A 25,096-nucleotide genomic window follows, 5' to 3' on the forward strand; every position below is an offset into this window, starting at 1 on the left:
TCAGTTCCTAACAAAGGATGGACGCCAGGCCAGGGCAAAGCGTTCGAGGGTGCGGATCAGGCCGTCGATCAACAGGCCGAGCACGCTGTAGATCAGCAGGCAGATCACGATCACGTCGGTGCGCATGAAGTCGCGTGCATCACTGGCCAGGAAGCCGATGCCGGCGGTGGTGTTGATCTGCTCGACAAACACCAGCGCCAGCCACGAAATGCCGAGGGCATAACGCAGGCCGACGAAAAACGAAGGCAGCGACCCCGGCAGGATCACATGCCAGATCAGCTCGCGCCGGTTGAGCCCCAGGGTGTTGGCCGCCTCGATCAGTTTGGGGTCGATATTGCGGATACCGGCAAACAGGTTGAGGTACACCGGAAAGGTGGTGCCGGTGACGATCAACGCGATCTTGGTGAACTCGCCAATGCCGAACCACAGGATAAACAGCGGCACAAGCGCCAAAGACGGGATGGTGCGCAGCATCTGCATCGGCGAATCGAGGATCACCTCGCCGCGCCGCGACAGGCCGCTGATCAACGCCGCCACCACGCCGATGCTGACGCCGATACTCAAGCCGAACAACGCGCGCTGCAGGGACACCAGCAGGTGCTTGCCCAGCTCGCCGGACACGATCATCGCCCACAAGGTGCCGCCGATCTGCGAGGGCGCGGCGATCACGCGCGAGGGAATCCAGCCCAACTGCGAGGCCAGTTCCCACAGCAGCAACAGCACGATGGGGCTGACCAGCCGCAGCAACACATCCGGGGTGCGCCAGCTGCGCACCTGGTTCGGCCGGCGCTCGGCTTTATTGATGGAGAACGTCTCGGTCATCAGGCTTCCTTACTCAAAAGACACGGCCGCAAGCGCCGTGACGGACTGATGCTAAGCGCATAAAAAACCGTCGTGAAAGTCTTTGTAGGAATAACCTAATGCAATCAACATGCAAATTACTGATACACGCTCGAATACATGATTCTACTTTTTAATAATTAGGTTAGAACCAAACGGCATTTTACAGGCCCTGCCCCTGCCCCTACTTTGGACGCGAATAACCGACCCCCTGCCCGGCGCAGGTGCTAACCGCGAACACGACAAGGACAGACCATGAGCATTGAATTCATCGGCTACATCGGCGGCCACCACGCTTCCGAGATCCACCCGCGCAGCGGCCCTACCCTGCAACCGGACTACGTGGAAACCGTGGCCCGCGCTCACGAAGAAGCCGGCTTCGACCGCGCCCTGGTGGCCTTCCACTCCAACAGCCCGGACAGCACGCTGATCGCCTCCCATGCCGCCAGCGTGACTAAAAAGCTGCAGTTTCTGATCGCCCACCGCCCGGGCTTTGCCCAACCGACCCTGGCCGCGCGCCAGTTCACCACCCTGGACGTGTTCAACGGCGGCCGCACTGCCGTGCATATCATCACCGGCGGCGATGACCGCGAGCTGCGTGCCGATGGCAGCCACATCGGCAAAGACGAACGCTACGCGCGCACCGACGAATACCTGAGCGTGGTGCGCCAGGAATGGACCAGCGAACAGCCGTTCGATTTTGCCGGCACCTACTACCAGGTCGAAGGCGCGCACTCCACGGTGAAGTCGCCGCAGTTGCCGCATATTCCGTTGTATTTCGGCGGCTCGTCCAAGGCTGCGATTGAAGTGGCGGGCAAGCACGCCGACGTGTACGCGCTGTGGGGTGAAACCTATGAGCAAGTGCGCGAAATCGTGACCCAGGTGCGCGCCGAAGCGGCCAAGCATGGGCGCACGATTCGTTTCAGCTTGTCGCTGCGGCCGATCCTCGCCGAGACCGAAGAGCTGGCATGGGCACGTGCCGACAGCATCCTGCAGCAAGCCACCGCGCTGGCCGAAAAGAATGGTTTTGTACGGCGTGAACCGCCGAATGAAGGCTCGCGCCGGTTGTTGGCGGCGGCGGCGCAAGGGTCGCGGTTGGACAAGCGTTTGTGGACCGGGATTGCCGGGTTGCTGGGGGCGCAGGGCAACTCCACTTCACTGGTAGGTACGGCTGAGCAAGTGGCGGAGGCGCTGGTGGACTACTACGACCTGGGGATTACCACCTTCCTGATTCGTGGCTTTGATCCGCTCAATGATGCGATTGATTACGGTAAGAAGCTGATTCCGCTCACCCGCCAACTGATCGCAGAGCGCGAACAGGCCAAACAAGTCGCTTAAAAACACCACAAAACAAATGTGGGAGGGGGCAAGCCCCCTCCCACATTTTGATTTTCATTGGGTTCAAGATCAGTTTTTGTAGTCGGTATCACTACGCTCCAACTGCCGAATCAACGCATTCCAATGCCGCGCCACACCCGGGCCTTCGCCGCTGCTGTGGGCCTTGGCCTGTTCTTCCACTTTATCCACCACCTCTTGTGGCGGAAATACCAACTCCGCATTCCCCGCCGCCTGCGCCGCAATCTGGATATTGCATGCGCGCTCCAGGCCTTGCAGTTGCTGGAAGGCATGCTCGACGCTGATCCCGGCCGTCAGCAAGCCGTGGTTACGCAGGATCATCACGCTCTTGTCGCCCAGGTCCGCCACCAGCCGCTCACGCTCATCCAGGTCAAGCGCAATGCCTTCATAACCGTGGTAGGCCACGCGTCCGGAAAAGGCGATGGAATGCTGGGAGATCGGCAGCAGGCCGTCTTTTTGCGCCGACACCGCAATGCCGTCACGCGTGTGGGTGTGCAACACCGCCTGCAGGTCATGGCGTGCGCCGTGGATGGCGCTGTGAATCACGTAGCCGGCGTAGTTGATACCGAGGCCGGTCGGGTCGTCGACGATGGTACCGTCGAGATCGACCTTGACCAGGTTGGAGGCGTTGATTTCATCGAACAACAAGCCGAAGGCGTTGATCAGGAAATGCTCCTCCGGACCCGGCACGCGGGCGGAGAAGTGTGTGTAGATATGGTCGGTCCACTTGTACAAGGCCGCCAGGCGGTAAGCGGCGGCCAGTTTGACGCGCACGTCCCATTCTTGCGGAGTGACGCGCTGGCGAACATTGTTGGAAACGCTGGAGATCGAGGTGACGCTGCTCATGGCAAAACTTCCTGGATGGCCTTAAGGACTTCCAGGCAAGCCTAGGGGATGCAAAAAAATAATAAAAAGCACATTTTAATCTAAGCTAATTATCATAATTTTTTATATCCCCTTTCACCCTCATGCCGCGTTGCGGATCTTGTGCAGTGAATCCGCCACCAGCTTGCCAAAGGCGTCCACCGGCCCCTGCAGATTGCCGAGGAAGTGCGGGTAGATCAGCCACAGGTCCATCACCGGCTTGAAGTCCTTGAGCGGCATCACCGCCAGTTGCTCGCGGTGAGCGCTGCGCTCCAGTAAAGGGCGCGGCACCAGGCCCAGGCCCAGCCCGTCCGCCACCAAACCCAATTGCAGCTCGGTGCCGAAGGTTTCCAGGTTGACCCGCAAGGCCAGGCCCTGGTCCGACAGCGTGCGCTGCAGGCCGGCGCGGAAGCCGCAGCCATCCGGGTTGAGGATCCAGCCGCTCTGGTACACGTCGGCCAGCTTGCAGGGCTTTTTCGGCAACTGCGCCTTGGCGCAGACCACCACCAGTTCCATCTTGCCGATGGACTCGCCCACCACGTTATCCGGGAAGATCTTGCCCGCCGGGAACAACGCCACCGCCGCATCCAGCTCGCCGCGTTCGATCTTGCCCACCAACTGGCTGCCCCAGCCGGTGGCGACCTGGGCGCGCAAGTCGGCGTACTCGGTGCGCAGGTGCTTGAGCGCATCCAGCAACACCACATCGCCGATGGTTTGCGGCACGCCCAGGCGCAACAGACCGGTGGGCGGTGCGTCGGTGGCCACCAGCTCGCGCAGGGCATCCATCTCGCGCAGGATCAGCCGGCATTGCTCATACACGCGGGTGCCGATCAGCGTCGGCTTGAGGGGTTTGGTGTTGCGGTCGAACAACTCCACCCCCAGCGCCTGCTCGAAGTTCTGCACGCGGCGGGTAATGGCCGGCTGGGTCAGTTGCAACGACTCGGCGGCATGGCTGATGGACTGGCAACGAATCACTTCGACAAAGGCATCGATATCGTCAATTTTCATTTGGGCCGCACATAGAGAACAGTCATTAAGATGTGTGCGAAGCATAGTTGCAGGAACGCTGTCTGGATAGTCCGCACTGTGATCGATAACGTCTAACGCTATTCAGACCGGTTCTAAATTACCTTCAGCTATAAGCTAATCATTAAAAAATAGCATATTAACTATAAACATTATGCTTAGATAAACCCATCACCCGTGACCACGCGATGGAAGTGCCATGACCCAGGCCCGACACCCCGAGAGACTCAGAGCCTTTATAGGCGCCCTGGCGGAATTGATTGACGGCAACCCGCGTGAAGGCGACCTGTTGCACCGTGGCGGCAAGCTGCTGGCGCAACTGGTCAGCCATGATGACTGGCTCCCCGACGAATTCGCCCAGCCCAACCCCGAGCGTTACCAGCAATTTTTGCTGCATGCCGATTCGCGCCAGCGCTTCAGCATCGTCAGCTTTGTGTGGGGGCCGGGGCAAAGCACGCCGATTCACGACCACCGCGTGTGGGGCCTGATCGGCATGTTGCGGGGCGCCGAATTTTCCCAAGGCTTCGAACGCGCCCCCGACGGCAGCCTGGTCGCCGAAGGCAAGCCGATTCAATTGGTGCCCGGGCAGGTCGAGGCGGTGTCGCCCAAGGTCGGCGATATCCACCAAGTGAGCAATGCCCACAGCGACCAGGTGTCGATCAGCATCCATGTATACGGCGCCAATATCGGTGCCGTGCGCCGCGCGGTGTACCAACCCGACGGCAGCGAGAAACTGTTTATCTCCGGTTATTCCAACGCCTTCCTCCCGAACATCTGGGATTTGTCCAAAGAAAAGAGCCCTGCCCTATGAGCACCGTATCGACCCGAAGCTTCGCCCAGATTCGCCAGGCCCTGTTGGACCGTACCGAAGTCGCCCTGGTGGACGTGCGCGAAGAAGCGCCGTTTGCCGAATCGCACCCGTTGTTTGCCGCGAATATCCCGCTGTCCAAGCTGGAACTGGAGGTGTATTCGCGCATTCCACGGCGGGATACCCAGGTCACCGTCTACGACAACGGCGAGGGGCTTGCTCAACGGGCTGCCGCACGCTTGCAAACCTTAGGCTACACCGACGTCGCCCTGCTGGAAGGCGGCCTGGCCGGCTGGCGCAACGCCGGTGGCGAGCTGTTTATCGATGTGAACGTGCCAAGCAAGGCCTTTGGCGAACTGGTCGAGAGCGAACGTCACACGCCGTCCCTGGCCGCCGAAGAAGTGCAGGCGCTGCTCGACAGCCAGGCCGACGTGGTGGTGCTCGACGCCCGCCGTTTCGACGAATACCAGACCATGAGCATCCCCACCGGCATCAGCGTGCCCGGTGCCGAGTTGGTGTTGCGTGCCCGCGAGCTGGCGCCCGACCCGGCCACGCGCATCATCGTCAACTGCGCCGGGCGCACCCGCAGCATTATCGGCACCCAGTCGCTGATCAACGCCGGCGTGGCCAACCCGGTATCGGCCCTGCGTAACGGCACTATCGGCTGGACCCTGGCCGGGCAAAAACTCGCCCACGGCCAGTCGCGCCGATTTGCCCCGACCTCGGAAGAACACCGCCAGGTCGCCGCCGAAGATGCACGCCGCGTCGCCGACAAGGCCCGCGTCGGCCGCGCAACCCTCACGGACCTCCAGCGCTGGCAGCAGGAAACGACTCGCACCACCTACCTGTTCGATGTGCGCACCCCGGAAGAATTCGAAATCGGCCACCTGCCCGGCGCGCGCTCCACCCCGGGCGGCCAGTTGGTGCAGGAAACCGACCATGTCGCCAGCGTGCGCGGAGCGCGCCTGGTGCTGGCGGATGACGACGGCGTACGCGCGAATATGTCGGCCTCCTGGCTGGCCCAGCTGGGTTGGGAAGTGCATGTATTGGATGACCTGCACGCCGCGCACTTCAGCGAAAAAGGCGCTTGGGTCGCCCCGGTGCCCGCCCCGCCCCAGGCCGAACTGATCAGCCCGCACACCCTCGCCGAGTGGCAGGCCCACGGCGACACCGTGGTACTGGACTTCACCGCCAGCGCCAACTACGTCAAGCGCCATATCCCCGGCGCCTGGTGGGCCCTGCGTGCGCAACTGCCCGAGGCCCTGGCCAAGGTGCCGGCCGCCCAACGCTATGTGCTGACCTGCGGCAGCAGCCAATTGGCGCGCCTGGCGGTGGCGGAAGTCGAAGCCATCACCGGCAAGCAAGTGTTCCTGCTGCAAGACGGCACGGCCGGCTGGATCAACGCGCAATTGCCGCTGGAAGAAGGTGAAACCCACCTGGCCTCGCCGCGCATCGATCGCTACCGCCGGCCCTACGAGGGCACCGACAGCCCCAAGGAAGCCATGCAGGCCTACCTGGATTGGGAGTTCGGCCTGGTCGAACAACTGGCCCGCGACGCCACCCACGGTTTCTATGTGATCTGATCCATGCCCCACCTGCACCCACCCCGGGTGCAGGCCACCACATCCGACCCCTCTCCAGGCGGAGGCTGAACCCACACACGAGAGGACACCCGCATGACCCTGCATATCACCCGCCTGGAACCGACCCTCGGCGCCGAAATCGCCGGCATCGACCTGCGCCAGCCACTGACCCCGGCCTTGCGCGACGAACTGCGCAACCTGCTGCTGACCCACAAGGTGCTGTTCTTTCGCGACCAGGCTATTAACACCGAACAGCAGATCGCCTTCGCCAAGGAATTCGGCGAGCTGTACGTGCACCCCACCACCCAGCAGAACGACCCCACCCGCCCCCACGCCCACCTGATCGAAGCCCAGGACGAGCGCAAGCTCTACGGCCCGCGCATCAGCGGGCGTTGGCACACCGACACCAGCTGGCTGCTGCAACCCACCCTCGGCGCGGTGCTGCGTGCGGTGGACTTGCCGGAAGTCGGCGGCGACACGCTATGGGCCGACACCGGCGCGGTGTACCGCGCGCTGCCGGATGAGCTGCGCGCCGAGATCGACGACCTGCATGTGGTCCACGACTTCAAGAAGTCCCTGGACAAGGTCGGCTATGACTACCCGATCCTCGCCCACCCGCTGGTGCGCACCCACCCGGAAACCGGCGAAGACGGCCTGTTCATCAACTTCTCGCAGAACCCCTCGGTGATCGGCTGGACACCCCAGCAAAGCAAGCAGTTGATCGACCGCCTGCTGCTGGAATTCAACAAGCCGGAACACCAGGTGCGCTTCAAATGGCGCCCCGGTTCCGTGGCGTTCTGGGACAACCGCTCGACCCTGCACTACCCCGTCTACAACTACGGCGACTACCCGCGCCGCATGGAACGGGTGCTGATCGCCTATGACGATATTCCGCATCGGGTAAGAGCTGCCAACGCGGCCTGATCACTTATTCCAACTCCACACAGATCCCACTGTGGATTGTGGTCCCTTGTGGGAGGGGGCTTGCCCCCGATAGCAGAGTGTCAGCCACAGGTGTTGTGACGGATGCACCGCCATCGGGGGCAAGCCCCCTCCCACAAGGGGTCGCAACCACAGACGGGGTAGCGGCGCTCTATCGTCTTCAGGAATCTGCTCCATGCCTCCATCGCGCTTCCAGTATTGCGCAGCAGCGCTGAGCCTGCTCGCCGTCACCGTCCCGGCCCAGGCCGAAGACCCCGACAAAACCCTCGGCACCGTGGTGGTCACCGGCAACCGTGGCAACCAGGCGCGCACCATCGCCGACAGCCCCTCGCCCATCGACGTGATCAGCGCCGAACAACTGCAGGCCAGCGGCAAGGTCGGCCTCAAGGAGCTGCTGGCGCGCCTGCTGCCGTCGTTCAACCTGCCGGCCATCAACGGCGGCGGCACCTCGTGGTCGGTGCGCGGGGTGACGATGCGCGGGCTGTCGGGGGACCAGGTGCTGGTGCTGGTCAATGGCAAACGACGCCACAACACCGCACTGATCAACAACCTGGCGCGCATCGGCACGGCGGCGGTGCCGGTCAACCTGGACCTGATCCCGGTGTCGGCCATCGACCATATCGAAGTGCTGCGCGACGGCGCCTCCGCGCAATATGGCTCGGATGCGATTGCCGGAGTGATCAACATCATCCTCAAGGAAAACGACAGCGGCGGCAGCGCCGAAACCTCCTTCGGCCGCTACGGCGCCGGTGACGGCGACACCGTGCACCAGACCGTCAACTACGGCCTGGCCCTGCCCAACGACGGCTTTGCCAACCTGGCGCTGGACAGCAAGGAGCAAGAACCCTTCAACCGCACCGGCAGCGCCACCGGCCGGTTGTATGGCACGGCCGCCGCCCCCGACAGCCGTGACCAGAGCGTCAACCGCCACGGTTGGAACCCCAGCTACGGCCTGGGCCGCGAGAAGGTCACCAACGCCAGCTACAACCTCGAACTGCCGCTGCAGGACGACCTCAAGTTCTACTCGTTCTCCACCGCCAGCTACATGGAAACCACCAAGGTCACCGGCAACTATCGCCCCAACGAAATCACCTCGCTGGCTGGCGACCCGAACACGCCCTACCCCGACGGCATCCACGCCCAGCGCCGCAACCGCACCAAGGATTTCCAGGTGGCGGGCGGCTTCAAGGGCCTGGTCGGCGGTTGGGACTACGACATCAGTTCCACCTGGGGCGAGGACGACTCCACCCTCAACGCCAACAACACGTTGAACCCGTCGCTCGGCCCTACCAGCCCGACCTCATTCAACCTGGCCTCGCAGATCTTCGACCAGTGGACCAACAACCTCGACCTCAGCCGCAGCTTCGACATCGGCCTCAGCCACCCACTGCAAACCGCGTTCGGCTTTGAATACCGCTGGGAGAAATACCAGATCGAGGCCGGTGACTATGCCTCCTACACCCCCGGTAATTACGTGCTGCCCAGCGGCCCGTTCGCCGGGCAAACACCGCTGCCCGGCCTGGCCTCCTACAACGGCACCAGCACCGCGGATGCCGGCGAGATCAGCCGCAGCAACGTCGCCAGCTACCTCGACCTCGGCCTGGACGTGACCGACCGCTGGTACGTCGGCGCCGCCGCGCGCTACGAGCGCTACACCCAGGACATCGGCAGCACCTGGAGCGGCAAGCTGTCGACGCGCTTCAAGCTCACCCCGGAATTCGCCCTGCGCGGCACCATCAATAACGGCTTTCGCGCGCCGTCGCTGGCGCAGACCATTTACGCCTCGTCCACCTTCACCTCCGGCGGTGTGGTCAACGGCCAGCAGGTGTCGGTGCCGGTCAAGGTGTTGCCGGTGGACACCGCCGAAGCCCAGGCCCTGGGCGCGGAAAAACTCAAGCCCGAGAAGTCGCTGAACTACAGCTTCGGCTTCACCTACGAACCCACGCAGAACTACCGGCTGACCACCGACCTGTACCAGATCGGCATCCGTGACCGCATCGTGTCCACCAGCCTGCTCGGCGGGCCGGCGGTGTCGCAGATTCTGGCCGCCAACGGCCTGTCGCCGGGGCTCTACGCGCAGTACTACACCAACGCCGTCGACACCCGCACCCGTGGCATCGACATCATCAACGAGTACCGCCAGCAGCTCGACCAATACGGCCAAGTGCGCTGGAGCCTGGCCTACAACTGGAACCAGACCAAGATCGAAAAACTCCAGGACACCCCACCCGCGCTCGCCGGCCTGGGTTCCAACTACCAGATCTTCGATCGCCGCCTGCAAAAGGACCTGACCGTCGCCACCCCCCAATCCAAGCTGATCCTGGCAGCCAACTGGAAGGTCAGCGCCTACACCCTCAACCTGGCCCTGACCCGTTTCGGCAGCTACATCGAAGGCGACAACAACCCGATCAACGACCGCAAGTTCAGCGCCAAATGGATCAGCGACCTCGACGCCGCCTACGACATCAACAAACACTTCACCGTGGCCCTGGGCGCCAACAACCTGTTCAACGTGTACCCGGATAAAAAAGGCATCAAGGACTGGGCCGGCGCCTATGAGTACGGGCAGTTTTCGCCGTTCGGCTTTGGCGGTGCGTATTACTACACGCGCCTGGCGTACAACTTCTGAGGCCTGGGTGATGACTGAATTGAGTTGCGATGTGTTGATCGTCGGCGGCGGCCTGGCTGGCACCTGGGCCGCCATCGGCGCAGCCCGTGAAGGCGTCAAAGTGATCCTGGTCGACAAAGGCTACTGCGGCACCAGCGGTGTGACCGCCACCGCCGGCCCCGGCCATTGGTGGGTGGCGCCCGAGGGCCGCGCAGCCGCCATCGACAAACGCCTGGGCAGCGCCCACGGCCTGGCCGATGCACGCTGGATGGCACGCGCCATCGACACCACCTGGACCAGCCTGCCAGGCCTGCGCGACTACTACGCATTCCCCCAGAACGAACAGGGCGTGACCCAGTTTCGCGGCCTGCGCGGCCCGGAATACCTGCGCGGCCTGCGCCGCCTTGTACTCGACAGCGGCGTGACCATTCTCGACCACCACCCCGCCCTGGAACTGCTGCGCGACGACCACGGCGCCGTCGTCGGTGCGCGCGGCTGGCGACGCCAGGCCGGCGGCAACTGGTTGATCCGCGCCGGCGCGGTGGTGCTCGCCACCGGCGGCTGTGCGTTCCTGTCGCGCCTGCTGGGCAGCCACACCAACACCGGCGACGGCTACCTGATGGCCGCCGAGGCCGGCGCCGAGCTGTCGGGCATGGAGTTCTCCAACTACTACTGCATCGCCGCCGCCGGCAGCAGCATGACCCGCTCGATGGTGTACAGCTTCGGCGAGTACTTCGACGCAGCCGACCGCCCGCTGGGGATCGCCACCGGCCCCGCGTTTACCGAAGACCTGGCCCGCGCGCTGCTCAATGGCCCAGTGTATTGCCGCCTCAACCGCGTGCCGGCGGACATCCGCGCGCAACTGCCGAGCATCCAGCCCAACCTGATGCTGCCGTTTGACCGGCGCGGGGTCGACCCGTACCGGGAACGGTTTGCGGTGACCCTGCACCCCGAAGGCACCATCCGCGGTGTCGGCGGTTTACGGTTGATCGACGACGATTGCCAGACCAGCGTGCCCGGCGTGTTCGCGGCCGGTGATGCCGCCAGCCGCGAACCGATCGCCGGCGCCACCTCCGGCGGCGGCGCGCAGAACTCGGCGTGGGCCTTGTCTACCGGGCAATGGGCCGGGCGCGGTGCGGCGCGGCTGGCACGTCAGAAGGCGGCCTATCACGGCGCCGTGCACGGCTTTGACGGCGCGGCGGGCGGTGGCGCCGGGCTGATTCAGCGCATCCAGGCCGAGGTTCATCCACTGGACAAAAACCTGTTTCGCTCGGGTGCCCAGCTGGAACGCTCGCTGCGTGAGCTGGACAATGTCTGGGATCAGATCAGCGCAAGCACCTCCACCCACGACAACCCCCTGCGCGCCCGCGAAACCGCCGCCATGGCTGCCACGGCCCGCTGGTGCTACACCGCCGCGGCCCTGCGCAAGGAGAGTCGCGGCATGCACCAACGCAGCGATGCGCCGGCGCAGAGCGAAGGGTATGACGCGCATTTGCGGCTGTCCGGCGTGGCGCAGGTTCAAGCGCGCTTCGATCCACTTTTATCCAGTGAATGAATTCCCTGCAGATCACTCACTAGAGGTCCCCAACCATGCTCGAACTGATCTACTCCGACCTGTGCAACGGCTGCGGCCAGTGCGTCGCCGTGTGCCCCACCAATGTGCTGGCCCTGGACGCGATTGGCACGCTGCAAATCGCCAACCAGCAAGCCTGCCAGACCTGCTTCATGTGCGAACTGTATTGCAGCAGCGACGCGCTGTACGTCGACCCGGACGTCGAACACCTGCACCACCCCGACCCCGTGGCCGTGCGCGAGTCAGGCTTGCTCGGGCAGTATCGAAGGGATTCCGGCTGGGATGAATGGGCGGATGATCCGCGCCATCGGAATGAGCATTGGCGCATGGATGGGATTTTTGCGTTGGCGCGGGCGACTTCAGCTCAATGAACAGAACGTGGGCAAATTTAATATTCGTCCACGCCTGTTCCAGGCAGCTGCCCAAATGCGCCCCTAGAAAGGCAATGTTTTTCTTATTACTGTGAATTTTTCTATCACAGCACCTTTACCAACCAAATACTCCAATGCAGCATCCAAACTAAAATGCGTTTTCACCTCTTCATTTTCGTCATCCTCAATCATGTCCATTCGCGACACCTCCACCACAAAAAAATATGTGCAGTAAACATCATTTTGTTTTTTTATAGCGCATTGAAAAAAAACCTCCTCACCACTAATGTTGCGTCGCTCTTCGTAGCCTCTAATCTTCCCGGCATTAATCGCCCTTATGAGTTCGTTCATTTTCTAACCCTCGATATCAATACGAACCATTGTTCCGTCAGCACGCTTGATATTGACGTGTGGTAGTTCACCATGGCCAGTGCCTTTCGGGTCGTCATGACCGTAAACACGCCCTGTTTCCTTGTTGATTGGATAATCTTTTCTATAACGGGCTCTTCCATCTCTCTTTTTAAATTGATCCATCTTATGCTTCTTCCTTATACCGTCAGCATCTTGCGACCCAACACCCCGGACTTTTTGTATATCAGGAAATGCTGCGACCAATAACTCGCTTGCCTCTCTTTTATCCTTAACCCTTACGACTGTTTTTTGAGGGCCATTACGCAAGGCCTCCACTTTCTTTGGACAGGCTGTCAGCCCCAATGGATCTAACCACATAAATGGATTAGGCGAGTAGGCGTAAGTATTTACTCCCCCCATCAACCCAATCGGATCCGGCGTCGTAAACCGCCCCACTTCCGGGTCATAAAACCGGAAAGTGTTGTAGTGCAGCCCCGTCTCCCGATTTCGATCATTCGACCGAAGCCATCGTAGCGATAGCGTTTGTCCTGATACGCCAGCAGTTTGTTATGCCGCACCCAGCCCGCCCCGGGCTGTGGGCCGTCGAGCAAATTGGCGGCGGCATCGTAGGCAAACGTTTCCTGTTGGCCTTGGGTGTTGTCCTGGGTGGCCAGGATTCGGCTGGTGGCGTCGTAGTGCAGCAGTTGGCGCTGGCTGCCTTGCTGGCGGGCGATCAGGTGGTCGGCCGGGTCGTATTCGAAGATTTTCTGGTGCGCTGCCGGCAGTTGTCTGGGCTGGCCTGTGGGGCTGCGTTTGCGCAGGCGCAGGCGGCCGCAGCGGTCGTATTCGCTGCGGGTGGTGAGCTGGCCCTGGGTGCGCAGCACTTCGCGGTGCAGGCGGTCGCGCTCGAAGTCGCTGATGACCTGGCCGTCGAGGTTGATCTGGTGCAGGTGGCCGCTGCCGTAGTACAGGCGATTGAGCCAGCGGCCGTCGGGCAATTGGGTCTGGAGCCGGTTGCCGAGCTCGTCGTAGTAGTGGTTGAGGCGGCCGCCAGCGCTGTGCTCGCTAAGCAGTTGGCCAAGCGGGTCGTAGCTGAAAGCCAGGGCCTGAGTGGCCTCATCAGCAGCGCTGAAGCGGACGGCGATGAGTTGGTCGACGGCATCGTAGGTGTATTCGGTACGACCATCGTCGGTCACTTTCACCAACAGGCGGCCAACCGCGTCGCGCTCCAGGCGATGCACGATAGACGCCGCGTCGTTCAACGGCACGTAGTCGACAGCCGCCAGGTTGTTCAGCGCGTCATAGGTATAACGCCGGGCGCTGCCGTCGAGGTCTTGTTGCTCGGTGAGGCGATCGCCGCGATCCCAGGTAAAACCGTAGTGCTCGCCGTTTTCGTTGGTCAGGGTTTGCAGGCGGCCATAGGCGTCGTAGCGAAACCCAACCTGCCGGCCGTGGGCATCGACCCGTTGGCGCAGCTGGCCGCGGCGGTCGTATTGATAGCGAGTGGTGTGGCCGGCGGCGTCGGTCTCGATCAGCGGCAGTGACCAATGCTCCAGCCAGGCGATTGACTCGATACGGCCCAGAGGATCCTGGGTGCTGCACAGGTTGCCGGACTCGTCGTAGCTGAACTGCCAGCGGCCGCCTTGGGGGTCAGTAGCACCGAGTAACTGGCGCTGAGCATTCCAGTCGAATCGCCAGGTCTGCCCCAGGGTGTCGGTGTACTCGGTGATCTGGTACTGCGGGTTCCAGCGGCGCGTGCTGACGCGTTGTAAACCGTCGGTAATGCGCGTAACCCCGCCCGACATGTCGTAGTCGAACCTGTACTCGTCACCGTCGTCGGTCCAGTGCCGCGTCACACGCCATTCGCGGCCATCTACGCAGGCCCACTGGTAAAAGCAGCGCAGCCCGGTGGGCAGCTGGTGTTCGACCAGGCGCTGGCCGCTGTCATAGGCGAAGCGGCGCTGCGTGAGCCCTGCGGCGTCGCGAACTTCGGCCAGATCACCGCGCGCGTCATAGGCATAGCTGGCGAGGGTTTCTCGGCTGTGATCGGGATAGAGGCGCTCAATCTGCTCAACCCGTGCGGACCATTGCTGGCTGTAAGCCAGTTCGATTCCCACATCGTTGAAGGTGTCGCGCAACTGGCTCAGGCGGCCCTGGACGTCATAGTCGAAAAGGAGCCGGTTGTCATTGCGGTCACCCAGCTGGCTCAAGCGCAGGTGCGAGGGGTTGCCGGGTGTTGGCTCGAATAGCCGGTAGATGCCGTCTACACTTTCAATCAGCAGTGGGCCGTTGGCATGGCGCCGCACGCTCAACCCTTCACCGGCACTGAACACCGCGCACCCCAAAGGAATCACGCCCATGTCAATTTGCCGCGCCTGTTCATCGGTGTAGAGCAGTCGCTCGCCCCCCTCGGGGTGAATGCCAATCTCGACACAGACCTCGTAGATCACACTCCAACCGGTACCGAACAGCCCCTCGCGACGCTCATCGCGGCTGCTGTAGTAGCGCTGCCACTCAATCGCCAGCAGACCGGGTAAAGCAAAGTCCAGGTCTTCTGCACCGTCGAGGATCTTCGCGCCGGTGGCGCTGTGTACCGGGTTGGGTGAGCCCACCGCCGCCGACGTTAAAGCGCCGGTCACCTGGCTGCTGCCCCACGACACCAGCCCGCCCACCGCCATGCACGGCAACTGGCTGAAAAATCGTGTGCCACCACCGCGCAGCATCAACAGTGCCGAGACCGCCAAACCGACTCCGGGCGTCTTGCCGCTGCGAATTTCACGCACCACCACCGGCGCGCCGCCGATGCTTACATTCGAGGAGATCTGTACGTTGCCGACCTTCGCCTCGCAGGTACTTCTATCGCCGCTGCGCACGGCCGGCTGGCCATTGATGAATACAGAACTTGAGCCCTCGGCGAGGTATTGCGCGGGCATTGCCGGATGTTTATTGCACTCAATCGTGTCAGCAGGGCAAGGCATTGCGCCCGCAACCGGAGCCGCCACCGTTGGGCGCCACAGTTGCGAGAAAAAGCTCGCGGCGATATCCAGATAGCCTCACCGACTCAAATGCAATAAGAGAATAATCAATCAGCACATAATCAATTATTTTAATAATTACCTTATAACCAAAAAGAACTTCACAGCAGGTTTTTATGGGAATAACGTGAACTCCTCACCGACCCCTTCTCCAGGCGGAGGTAGCCGAACCCTTTTTCGATCTGCCTGGAGCCTGCCCCCCATGGTTTTTAGCACTCCGTTCAAACGCCTGCTCCTGGGCACCGCCCTGGCCCTTGGCCTGGCGACTACCGCCCACGCCGCCGACCTGCAACCGCTGCGGGTGGCCAACCAGAAATCCACCATCAAGGCGCTGCTGGAAGTCTCCGGCGAAACCAAGAATGTGCCGTATGAAATCCAATGGTCGGAATTCCCCTCCGCCTCGCCCCTGGGCGAAGCCCTGAATGCCGGGGCCGTGGATATCGGCGCGTTGGGCGATGCGCCGTACGTGTTCGCCCTGGGCGCCGGCGCGTCGCTCAAGGTGGTCAGCATCATCCACGCCGAAGGCCGCAACACCACCGCCGTGCTGGTGCCCAAGGATTCGCCGATCAAGACCGTGGCCGACCTCAAGGGCAAGAAAATCGTCACCGGGCGCGGCTCTATCGGGCATTACCTGGCGATCAAGGCCCTGGCCAGCGCCGGGCTCACCACCAAGGATGTGCAGTTCATTTTCCTGCTGCCCAGCGAATCGCGCCTGGTGCTGGATAACGGCACCGCCGACGCCTGGGCCACGTGGGACCCGTATACCACCGTGGTCACCTCGCAAAGCCAGGCCCGTGTGCTGATAAGTGGCAACAAACTGCTCAGCAACCACCTGTACCTGGCCGCCACCAGCCAGGCCATCGCCGACAAACGCCCGCAACTGGACGATTTTGTCGCACGCCTGGACCGCGCCTACGCCTGGGCCAACGCCCACCCCAACGAATACGCCGCCGCCCAGGCCAAGATCACCGGCCTGCCCTTGGCCGTGCACGTGGAAGTGGCCAAGGACACCCACCTGACCCCCGTGGCGATTGACGACGCGGTAATCCGCGGCCTGCAAGCCACGGCCGACACCTATCAACAAGAAGGCCTGCTGACCAAACACATCGACGTGTCGCAAGGTTTCGACAAGAGCTTCAACGCCAAGCGTGTCCCACTTTCCCAAGCGTCTCGCTAAAGGAGCAGAACATGAGCAAGCAACGTAGTTTAAAACTGGGCGCCATGGTCCACGGTGTGGGCCACGGCTGGGGCGAATGGCGCCACCCGCACGCCCAACCGAACGCCAGCACCAACTTCGCGTTTTATAAGCAGCAGACTGAGCTGGCCGAAGCGGCCAAGTTCGATTTCGTGTTTATCGCCGACAGCCTGCATATCCACGCCAAGTCCAGCCCGCATTACCTCAACCGCTTCGAGCCGTTGACCATCCTGTCCGCCCTCGCGGCGCTCACTACCCATATCGGCCTGGTCGCCACCGTGACCGTCAGCTACACCGAGCCCTACCAGGTGGCGCGCCAGTTCTCGTCCCTGGACCATATCAGCGGCGGCCGCGCCGGCTGGAACGTGGTCACCTCGTGGCTCAGCGGCACCGCCGACAACTTCGGCAAGGCCGAACACCCGCCCCACGCCGTGCGTTATCGCATCGCCAAGGAACACCTGAATGTGGTCAAGGGCCTGTGGGATTCCTGGGAAGACGACGCCTTTGCCTACAACAAACAGAGCGGCGAATTTTTTACCCCGAGCAAGCTGCATGCGTTGAACCACAAGGGTGAATTTTTCTCGGTCAAGGGCCCGCTGAACATCGCACGCTCACGCCAGGGCCAGCCGGTGATTTTCCAGGCGGGCACCTCGGAGGCCGGGCGTAATTTTGCCGCCGAGAACTCCGATGCGATTTTTGTGCACGTGGAAAGCTTCGAGGAAGGCCTGGCGTACACCCAGGACCTGAAACGCCGCGCCAAAGGCTTTGGCCGTGACGTCGACAGCCTGTCGATCCTGCCGGGCATCCGCCCGATTGTCGGGCGCGACGAGGCTGAAGTGGAAAACCGTTACCAGCAGGCCGTGGACCTGGTCACCGTGGAAGACGCGATCGTCGCCCTCGGCCGGCCGTTCAACGACCATGATTTCAGCCAATACCCGTTGGACGCCCCGTTCCCGGAGCTCGGCGACCTGGGCTCCAACAGCCAGAAAGGCGGCTCCGACCGCATCAAGCAACTGGCCAGGGACGAAGGCCTGACCTTGCGCGAAGTGGCCCTGCGCTTCTCGCGGCCCAAGCGTGATTTTGTCGGCACCCCGGAGCAAGTCGCCGATGCGATCCAGGCCTGGTTCGAAAGCGGCGCCAGTGACGGTTTCATCATCAATTCAGTGCTACCGGATGGCTTGCAGTACTTCACCGAACTGGTGGTGCCGGTGCTGCAACAGCGCGGCCTGTTCCGCACTGAATACACCGGCCACACCCTGCGCGACAACCTGGGCCTGGAAGCACCGGCCAACCGTTACAGCGTCGAGGTCGAAGAACCCCAGGAGGCACTGGCATGAGCGAATCCCTCAACGGTCAGTTGGCTGCTTTGCACGCCGAGCGTGTAGCCACGTGGGCGCCGGCGGCGCTGCAGATCAATATCGACCAGCGCCAGCGCCTGGTGGATGAAGCCCGCCCCGATGACTACGTGCAAGTCGGCGATGAGCTGGACCCCTTTACCCTGCTCAGCGTGGAAGGCGGCGAACTGACCCGCGACCTGCTGCTGGCCGACGGCCCGGCGGTGCTGGTGTTCTTCCGCTTCGCCGGTTGCCCGGCGTGCAATATCGCCCTGCCCTATTACGAACGCCAACTCTACCCGCGCCTGCGTGAGCTGGGGGTGCCGCTGGTGGCAGTGAGCCCGCAAGTGCCCGAACGCCTGGTGGAGATCAAGAACCGCCACGCCCTGCAATTGCTGGTCGCCAGCGACCCGGACAACAACCTCGGGCGGCGCCTGGGGATTCTCTACAGCTTCGATGAAGCGTCGCGTAATGCCGCGTTGGCCAAGGGCAATCACATCGGCGAAACCACGGGTACCGGCACCTGGGAGTTGCCGCAGCCGACGGTGGTGGTGATCGCCAGGGATGGCAGCGTGGCGTTTGTGGAGGTCAGCCCGGACTGGTTGGTGCGCACCGAGGCGGAGCCGGTGTTGCAGGCTGTGGAGCGGCTGCTGGAAGAGCAGCCCGTCCGCCTGGCCATCTAAGCCCACAAATCTCCTGTGGGAGGGGGCTTGCCCCCTCCCACATTTTTGAATGAGTACATTCTGATGACCCAACCGTCTCTACGCTCCGTGGAAGTCGCCAACTTCGAAGCCCTGCTCGAACGCCTCACCACCGAGCTGGCCAGCACCGCGCCCCTCTACGACGAGAGCGGCGCCTTCCCCCACGCCAACTTCCAGCTGCTGCACGAACACGGACTGGTCGCTCTCACCGTGCCCAAGGCCCTCGGCGGTGGCGGCGCGAGCCTGCCTCAAGCGCGCAAGGCGATCAGTGCGATTGCCAAGGGTGAACCCTCCACCGCGCTGATCCTGGTGATGCAATACCTGCAACACACGCGCCTGCAAGACAGCAAGACCTGGCCACATCACCTGCGCACCCAAGTGGCCGAAGACGCGGTGCGCAACGGCGCGTTGATCAACGCGCTGCGCGTCGAACCCGACCTCGGCACCCCGGCCCGTGGCGGCCTGCCGGCGACCACCGCCGTGCGCACTGCCGAAGGCTGGCGCATCAGCGGACGCAAGATCTACTCCACCGGCAGCCACGGCCTGAGCTGGTTCAGCGTTTGGGCACGCAGCGACGACGCCGACCCCTTGGTCGGCGCCTGGCTGGTGCCCAAGGACAGCCCCGGCGTGAGCATCATCGACACCTGGGACCACCTGGGCATGCGCGCCACCTGCAGCCATGAAGTGGTGCTCGACAACGTGCTGGTACCGCTGGACCACGCGGTCAGCGTCAGCCCCTGGAGTGCGCCGTCGCCGGAGCTGGATGGCGAAGGTTTCCTGTGGATGTCGGTGTTGTTGTCTTCGGTGTATGACGCCGTGGCCCAGGCCGCGCGAGACTGGCTGGTGAACTGGCTGGAAGAACGCCAGCCGTCCAACCTCGGCGCCGCGCTGGCCAGCTTGCCGCGCTTCCAGGAAACCGTCGGCCACATCGACACCCTGCTGTTTGCCAACCGCAGCCTGCTCGACGCCGCCGCCGAGGGCCACACCCCGGCCGCCAACGCCGCGCAGTTGAAGTACCTGGTGACCAACAACGCCATCCGCGCCGTGGAGCTGGCCATCGAAGCGTCGGGCAACCCCGGCCTGTCGCGCCATGGCCCACTGCAACGGCATTACCGCGACGTGCTGTGCAGCCGCGTGCACACGCCGCAGAACGACGCCGTACTGCAAGGCGTCGGCAAAGCTGTCTTCACCCAACGCCAGAAGGAACGCACATGACCCAGGTGATTATTGCCAGCCAGCTGGACGAGGACTACAACGACGTCATTCGTGCGCAACTGGCCGCCACTCACCCCGAGGCTCAGGTGATCGGCGTACCCGCAGGTGTGCCGAGCGACCTGCCGCCGCAGGCGAATATCCTGCTGCTGCGCCCGATCAACGTGCGCGGCTACACCGCCCCCGATACCCCACCGCCCGGCTGGCCGTACGGCGCGCAGTGGGTGCACCTGGTGTCGTCGGGCATCGACTTCTACCCGCACTGGCTGTTCAACGGCCCGCCGGTGACCACCTCGCGAGGCAGCGCCGCCGACAACCTGGCCGAGTTCGCCCTGGCGGCAATCTTTGCCGCGTCCAAGCACTTGCCGGATATCTGGGTGAAGGATGCGCAGTGGAATTTCACTCCGTTGCGTCCGCTAAAGGGCACCACGTTGGGCATTCTCGGTTTTGGTGCGATTGGCGCAAGCCTGGCGCAAAAAGCCTTGGCACTGGGCATCAAGGTGGTCGCGCTGCGCCAGAGCCAGGCGCCGTTCGGCGAGGGCGTGGAAGCAGCCAGGGATATCCACGACCTGTTCACCCGCGCCGACCACCTGGTGGTCGCCGCGCCGCTGACCGAGGCCACGCGGCACATCATCAACCGCGATGTGCTCGGCAGCGCCAAGCCGGGGCTGCATTTGATCAATATCGCGCGCGGTGGCTTGCTGGATCAGGAGGCGCTGCTGGAGGCGCTGGATAACGGGCAGGTCGGGCTGGCGTCGCTGGACGTGACCGAGCCGGAGCCGTTGCCGGATGGGCATGCGTTGTATAGCCATCCAAGGGTGAGGTTGTCGCCGCATACGTCGGCGATTTCGACCAATAGCAAGCAGGAGATAGCCGATACATTCCTGGCGAACCTCGAGCGGCATGTTGCCGGTCAGGAGCTGACGAACCTGGCGAATAGATAACGTCGAACAAAGTTCAAAATGTGGGAGGGGGCTTGCCCCCCGATAGAGGTATGTCAGCCAGTGCATGGGTCACTGACTAACCGCTATCGGGGGCAAGCCCCCTCCCACATTTGGTATGTGTGAACCCGGAGTGTAATTATTTTTGTGCATTTTAAGCACCAATAAGATGCATATTATTAATACTTAACATATAACAAAACGGACTTTTACGAACGCCTTTCATATCCATATCGTTACCACCAGCACCGACCCCTGACCAGGTGGAGGCCTTGCCTAACTCCACCACTTACTCAGGGATCCACCATGAGCCACACCCTCGCGCCCAACCGCCTCACCCTTGCCGTGTCACTCGCCCTGTTTGGCGCTTATGCCCAGGCCGACGACGCCGCCCTGCCGGTGGTCAACGTCACCGCCGAGCACCGCAGCGAAGACCTGCAGAAAACCCCGCTGGCGATTTCCGCATTCGATGAAAAAACCCTCGACGACAAGCAGATCCGCAGCGTGCGCGACCTTTCGGGCCAGGTGCCAAACCTGACCCTCAGCCGCCAATCGATCTCCTACAGCGCACAGACCTACGGCATTCGCGGCATCGGCGAAACCGACCCGATCCAGGAAGCGGCCGTGGCGGTTTATGCCGACGATTTGTACATCCCACGGGCGATTTCCTCGATGCTCGACTTCAACGACGTGGAGCGCGTCGAAGTGCTGCGCGGCCCACAAGGCACGCTGTACGGACGCAACAGCAGCGCCGGCGCGATCCGCGTGATCACTCGTGACCCCAACCAGGAAACCCGCGGCTTCGTCGAACTCGGCGCAGGCAACTACAACGCGCAGAACGGCCGCTTCCTGATCAGCGGCCCGCTGGTGGACAACGCCTTGTTCGGCAGTTTTTCGGCGATACGCCTGACCCGCGACGGCACCGTGTCCAACCCCACGCGGGACAAGGACGTGAACAACGTGGATATCCAGTCCTATCGCGGCAAGCTGCGCTACAAGCCGGAGGACTCGCCGTGGGATGTGCAACTGACCCTGGCCGGCACCTTTGACCGCGGCGATACCTCCAGTTACTCACCGTTTGATGCCAACGGGCGTTTCGACAAATTCAAGAGCTACAGCAGCCTCGACCCGAAAAATCGCCTCGACCAGGGCAGCTCGGTGCTGCGCGCGATCTACGCGATTGACGATCATTTGAACTTCAAGTCGGTCACCGCCTGGTCGTCCTTCAACCAGCCGGTGGACTATGACAACTCGGGCCAGGCCGCGCTGATCCAGAACAACCTGATCCTCTACAAACAAAACTACGCCACCCAGGAATTCCAGCTCAACGGCGACTACGACGACTTCAGCTTCAGCACCGGCCTGTACCTGTATCGCGAGCGCTTCGACGCCGACCGCGACAACCTCACCTACTCCATCGCGCGCAACCGCGTGATCGGCCAGGGCCAATACAGCACCACCAACACCGAAAGCTACGCGCTGTATGGCCAGGGCACTTACAAAGTCACCCCGCAACTGTCGTTGATCGCCGGGTTGCGTTTTACTCGCGAGCACAAGAACTTCGAGTTCACCAACTATGCGATCAATACCGACCGGCAGATCACCGGCACCAACTTTACCGCCGAGTCGAGCAAATCCTGGCAGTCCACCAGCCCTAAAATCGGCTTCGAATATGCCTGGACGCCGCACCTCAACCAGTACGCCTACGTCGCCAAGGGCTTCAAGGCCGGCGGCTACGACAACCGTGCGCCGACAGCCGCGGCCGCCGAGCAGGCGTTTTCGCCGGAAGACGTGACCACCTGGGAAACCGGTTTCAAGGGCGACTTTTTCGACCAGCGCCTGCGCGCCAACGTGGCGCTGTTCTACAACGACTACAAAGACCTGCAGACCAACGCCTACGACCCCGCGCTGGGGGTGAGCCTGCGCACCAACGTCGGCCAGGCTCACACTTACGGTGTCGAACTGGAAACCATCACCGCGCTGACCCAGGCACTGCAACTGACCGCCAACCTCGGCTACCTCCAGAGCAAGTACGACGACTTCCAGAACGCCAGCGGCGCCGGGGTGGACGCCAATGGCAAGCAACTGGTGTTCTCGCCACGCTGGAACGCCAGCGTCGGCGTCAACTACACCATCCCCGCCGGGTTGCCGGGCACGTGGCTGGCGGGTACCGATGCGCAGTTCCAGACCAAGTCGTATGCCAACGCGCTCAACGACGATATCCAGGAAGTGCCGCAGCAAACCTTCTGGAACGCCAACACCCGCTATATCAGCGGCGACGGCCACTGGACCACCACCCTGGCGGTGAAAAACCTGCTGGATCGCGCCTACCCACAGTCCGTGGGCTACGTGCCGTCCAGCGGCGCGCGCTATTACTCGGTCAACGACCCGCGCACGCTGCTGCTGTCGGTGCGCTACGACCTTTGAACCCAGCGTTATTTGATGCGGTAGTGGAAGGTGTTGCGCACCGACGGCACGGCAACGGGTTTGCCATCGACGATACGGGGCTGGTAGCGGAAGGTATTCGCCGCCGCCAATGAAGGCCGCATAAACAAAGGGTGGCAGCCGTCCAGCACCTTGGGGTTTTCCACCCTACCCTGGGTATTGACGCTGTACTCCAAGGTGCAATCGCCTTCGAGGTTCTTGTCCAGCGCGCGCTCGGGGTAGTCCGGCGCTTCCTTGCTCAAGGGTTGGTATTGGCGGCTGTCGAACGCTGGCGCCGGCGCCGGTGCAGGCGTGGCGACGCGGGCTTTTTCGGCGGCCAGCCGCGCCTGGTCCTGGCGTTGTTGCTCCAGCTCGCGGTTGCGCTGTTCGGTGGCCAGGCGCTCTTGTTGCTGCTCGATTTTCTTTTCTTCCACGCGTTTGCGCGCCAAGGCGGCCTTCTCGAGTTTCTGTGCCTGGATCTGCGGGTCGACGGTGGGTTTTACCGGCACCGGAACAGGCACCACGACCGGTTCAGGCGGCGCCACCGCAACGGGTTCAGGCACCGGCGCTGGCGCCGGGGGCAGCATCACCAGTTGGGTATGCATCACCCGCGGTGCGTCCACCACGGGTTTCTCCGCCGTCCAGCCGAGCATCAACGCCGCCAACACAGCCACGTGCAAGGCCACCGCCAGGCTCGCGGCGAAGCTGTTTCTCCAGAACCCGGAGGTCTCCCGGGGCGCCATCACAAGGGTTGGACTGTGCATGATCATCGCCGTCATTGCGGGGCCTCGGTCACCAGCCCCAGGTTGCTGACACCGCCCTTCTGCAGCACCGCCATGGCGGCGACCACGCGGCCGTAACCGGCGTTGTCGTCGGCGCGGATGTACACCTGGGTGTCGCTGCGCGCTGCCACCACCTGCATGACCTTGGCGCCCATTTCATCCAGGCTCAGGGCGCTGTCGGTCTGGTGTTGGGTGTCGAGCTCGCCGCCGAGGTTCCAGTAGTAACCGCCGTCGGCCTTTACCGAAAGGGTGAGGATCTGCTGGCGGGTGTCGGTGGCCAACGCTTCGGCGGCGACCTTGGGCAGCTCGATCTTCACGCCCTGGGTCAGCATGGGCGCGGTGACCATGAAGATCACCAGCAGCACCAGCATCACGTCGATGTACGGCACCACGTTCATTTCGGCCTTGGGCCCGTGCTTGCGTTGCGGCCTGACTAGCATGGGAGAACTCCTGTTCAGGCGGCCACGGCCAAGTTGATCGGCGTACCGCGCAGGCTGCGGTGCAGGCGCACTTGCAGCTCATTGCCGAAGGCGTAATAGCGGGTGAGCAAGGTCTGGCTGCGCGCCGAGAAGCGGTTGTAGGCGATGACTGCCGGAATGGCCGCAAACAAACCAATGGCCGTGGCGATCAGCGCTTCGGCGATGCCCGGCGCCACCGTGGACAGCGTGGCCTGTTGCACCTGGGACAACCCCAAAAATGAGTTCATGATGCCCCACACCGTGCCGAACAGGCCGATATACGGGCTCACCGAGCCCACGGTCGCGAGAAATTGCAGGCCCTTTTCCAGCTCCAGTTCCTGCTCGGTGATCGCCACCTGCAATGCGCGTTCAACCCCTTCGAGCACCGCCGGATCATGACTGTGCAAGTGCTGGTATTCCTGGACCCCGGCGACAAACACCGGGGCAATCCCGCCCTCGCCCGCCTGCACGGTTTCGCGGCACAGCGCCGGTAAATCCGGCGCGGCACGAAAACGTTGGGTAAAGGCGTTCATCTGACGCTCCAGGCGGCGCAACACGCTGCCGCGCTGGATAATCAGGTACCAACTGAGCAATGAAGCCAGCAGCAACGTGACCATCACCGCCTTGACCAACAGGCTGGCGTCGCTGATAAGTCCCCAGATCGTCATATGTTCCATCGTTGCGTGCATGGT

At 62.8% G+C, this 25,096-nt stretch carries 21 protein-coding genes and 1 pseudogene; 13 read left to right on the plus strand and 9 right to left on the minus strand.

Features of this window, described 5'->3' with window-relative positions; all coding sequences use genetic code 11:
* Window positions 1-822 (minus strand): ABC transporter permease, encoded by an 822-nt coding sequence (locus AC0IYH_RS17090; protein ID WP_471835303.1) that lies wholly within the window; start codon window positions 820-822, stop codon window positions 1-3.
* A 273-nt stretch (window positions 823-1,095) separates the two neighbouring features.
* On the opposite strand from AC0IYH_RS17090, the gene AC0IYH_RS17095 reads away from it, so the two are divergent.
* A complete protein-coding gene (locus tag AC0IYH_RS17095; protein WP_122771893.1) occupies window positions 1,096-2,178 on the plus strand; it encodes an LLM class flavin-dependent oxidoreductase in 1,083 nt (360 codons plus the stop codon).
* A gap of 69 nt (window positions 2,179-2,247) precedes the next feature.
* Here AC0IYH_RS17095 and AC0IYH_RS17100 read toward each other — a convergent pair whose 3' ends face one another.
* Window positions 2,248-3,042 (minus strand): class II aldolase/adducin family protein, encoded by a 795-nt coding sequence (locus tag AC0IYH_RS17100; protein ID WP_116628938.1) that lies wholly within the window; start codon window positions 3,040-3,042, stop codon window positions 2,248-2,250.
* A 120-nt stretch (window positions 3,043-3,162) separates the two neighbouring features.
* The gene (locus AC0IYH_RS17105) at window positions 3,163-4,068 is read right to left on the minus strand and encodes a LysR family transcriptional regulator (protein ID WP_101269132.1); all 906 of its coding nucleotides are present in this window, start codon (window positions 4,066-4,068) and stop codon (window positions 3,163-3,165) included.
* 217 nt (window positions 4,069-4,285) lie between these two features.
* Here AC0IYH_RS17105 and AC0IYH_RS17110 point away from each other — a divergent pair, with 217 nt between their 5' ends.
* The 6 genes from AC0IYH_RS17110 to AC0IYH_RS17135 all read left to right on the plus strand — a co-directional run bounded on the left by AC0IYH_RS17110 (window position 4,286) and on the right by AC0IYH_RS17135 (window position 11,971).
* Window positions 4,286-4,897: a cysteine dioxygenase family protein gene (locus AC0IYH_RS17110; RefSeq protein WP_122771892.1), complete on the plus strand. Its 612-nt coding sequence runs from the start codon at window positions 4,286-4,288 to the stop codon at window positions 4,895-4,897.
* Window positions 4,894-6,477, plus strand: coding sequence for a rhodanese-related sulfurtransferase (locus AC0IYH_RS17115; protein ID WP_471835306.1), 1,584 nt, complete (start codon window positions 4,894-4,896; stop codon window positions 6,475-6,477). The genes AC0IYH_RS17110 and AC0IYH_RS17115 overlap by 4 nt, the downstream gene beginning before the upstream one ends.
* Window positions 6,478-6,570: 93 nt before the next feature.
* Window positions 6,571-7,401 (plus strand): TauD/TfdA dioxygenase family protein, encoded by an 831-nt coding sequence (locus tag AC0IYH_RS17120; protein WP_471835308.1) that lies wholly within the window; start codon window positions 6,571-6,573, stop codon window positions 7,399-7,401.
* Between the two features lie 193 nt (window positions 7,402-7,594).
* On the plus strand, window positions 7,595-10,048 hold the full coding sequence (locus tag AC0IYH_RS17125) for a TonB-dependent receptor plug domain-containing protein (protein WP_471835310.1): 2,454 nt from the start codon (window positions 7,595-7,597) through the stop codon (window positions 10,046-10,048).
* Between the two features lie 10 nt (window positions 10,049-10,058).
* Window positions 10,059-11,582, plus strand: a complete 1,524-nt coding sequence (locus AC0IYH_RS17130; RefSeq protein ID WP_471835311.1) for an FAD-binding protein — start codon at window positions 10,059-10,061, stop codon at window positions 11,580-11,582.
* Window positions 11,583-11,617: 35 nt separating this feature from the next.
* Window positions 11,618-11,971 carry a 4Fe-4S dicluster domain-containing protein gene (locus tag AC0IYH_RS17135; protein WP_471835313.1) on the plus strand — a complete coding sequence of 118 codons (354 nt, stop codon included), beginning with the start codon at window positions 11,618-11,620 and terminating at the stop codon, window positions 11,969-11,971.
* 63 nt (window positions 11,972-12,034) lie between these two features.
* Here the strand turns inward: AC0IYH_RS17135 and AC0IYH_RS17140 are convergent, their stop codons facing one another.
* From AC0IYH_RS17140 to AC0IYH_RS17150, 3 genes and pseudogenes are all read right to left on the minus strand, one after another.
* Complete coding sequence (locus tag AC0IYH_RS17140) at window positions 12,035-12,322, minus strand: hypothetical protein (RefSeq protein WP_471835315.1); 288 nt, start codon at window positions 12,320-12,322, stop codon at window positions 12,035-12,037.
* 3 nt (window positions 12,323-12,325) lie between these two features.
* Complete coding sequence (locus AC0IYH_RS17145; protein WP_471835317.1) at window positions 12,326-12,778, minus strand: RHS repeat-associated core domain-containing protein; 453 nt, start codon at window positions 12,776-12,778, stop codon at window positions 12,326-12,328.
* A 50-nt stretch (window positions 12,779-12,828) separates the two neighbouring features.
* A pseudogene (locus tag AC0IYH_RS17150) lies at window positions 12,829-15,372 on the minus strand (DUF6531 domain-containing protein); the annotation flags it as partial.
* 187 nt (window positions 15,373-15,559) lie between these two features.
* Here AC0IYH_RS17150 and AC0IYH_RS17155 point away from each other — a divergent pair.
* The 6 genes from AC0IYH_RS17155 to AC0IYH_RS17180 all read left to right on the plus strand — a co-directional run bounded on the left by AC0IYH_RS17155 (window position 15,560) and on the right by AC0IYH_RS17180 (window position 23,167).
* Complete coding sequence (locus tag AC0IYH_RS17155; RefSeq protein WP_471835319.1) at window positions 15,560-16,534, plus strand: ABC transporter substrate-binding protein; 975 nt, start codon at window positions 15,560-15,562, stop codon at window positions 16,532-16,534.
* Window positions 16,535-16,545: 11 nt separating this feature from the next.
* Complete coding sequence (locus tag AC0IYH_RS17160) at window positions 16,546-17,889, plus strand: LLM class flavin-dependent oxidoreductase (protein ID WP_471835321.1); 1,344 nt, start codon at window positions 16,546-16,548, stop codon at window positions 17,887-17,889.
* On the plus strand, window positions 17,886-18,569 hold the full coding sequence (locus tag AC0IYH_RS17165; protein ID WP_471835323.1) for a peroxiredoxin-like family protein: 684 nt from the start codon (window positions 17,886-17,888) through the stop codon (window positions 18,567-18,569). Before AC0IYH_RS17160 ends, AC0IYH_RS17165 begins: the two co-directional genes overlap by 4 nt.
* Window positions 18,570-18,632: 63 nt before the next feature.
* The gene (locus AC0IYH_RS17170; RefSeq protein ID WP_471835325.1) at window positions 18,633-19,802 is read left to right on the plus strand and encodes an acyl-CoA dehydrogenase family protein; all 1,170 of its coding nucleotides are present in this window, start codon (window positions 18,633-18,635) and stop codon (window positions 19,800-19,802) included.
* A complete protein-coding gene (locus tag AC0IYH_RS17175; protein WP_471835327.1) occupies window positions 19,799-20,743 on the plus strand; it encodes a D-isomer specific 2-hydroxyacid dehydrogenase family protein in 945 nt (314 codons plus the stop codon). Before AC0IYH_RS17170 ends, AC0IYH_RS17175 begins: the two co-directional genes overlap by 4 nt.
* Window positions 20,744-21,046: 303 nt before the next feature.
* The gene (locus AC0IYH_RS17180) at window positions 21,047-23,167 is read left to right on the plus strand and encodes a TonB-dependent receptor (RefSeq protein ID WP_471835329.1); all 2,121 of its coding nucleotides are present in this window, start codon (window positions 21,047-21,049) and stop codon (window positions 23,165-23,167) included.
* 8 nt (window positions 23,168-23,175) lie between these two features.
* Here the strand turns inward: AC0IYH_RS17180 and AC0IYH_RS17185 are convergent, their stop codons facing one another.
* From AC0IYH_RS17185 to tolQ, 3 genes are read right to left on the minus strand one after another with little or no spacing between them, the layout of a single operon-like run.
* Complete coding sequence (locus AC0IYH_RS17185; protein ID WP_471835331.1) at window positions 23,176-23,943, minus strand: energy transducer TonB; 768 nt, start codon at window positions 23,941-23,943, stop codon at window positions 23,176-23,178.
* Window positions 23,940-24,386, minus strand: coding sequence for a protein TolR (gene tolR, locus AC0IYH_RS17190; RefSeq protein ID WP_471835333.1), 447 nt, complete (start codon window positions 24,384-24,386; stop codon window positions 23,940-23,942). The genes AC0IYH_RS17185 and tolR overlap by 4 nt, the downstream gene beginning before the upstream one ends.
* 14 nt (window positions 24,387-24,400) lie before the next feature.
* Window positions 24,401-25,093 (minus strand): protein TolQ, encoded by a 693-nt coding sequence (gene tolQ, locus AC0IYH_RS17195; RefSeq protein ID WP_471835335.1) that lies wholly within the window; start codon window positions 25,091-25,093, stop codon window positions 24,401-24,403.
* Window positions 25,094-25,096: the final 3 nt, after the last annotated feature.

Source organism: Pseudomonas sp. AC463 (genome assembly GCF_979253585.1).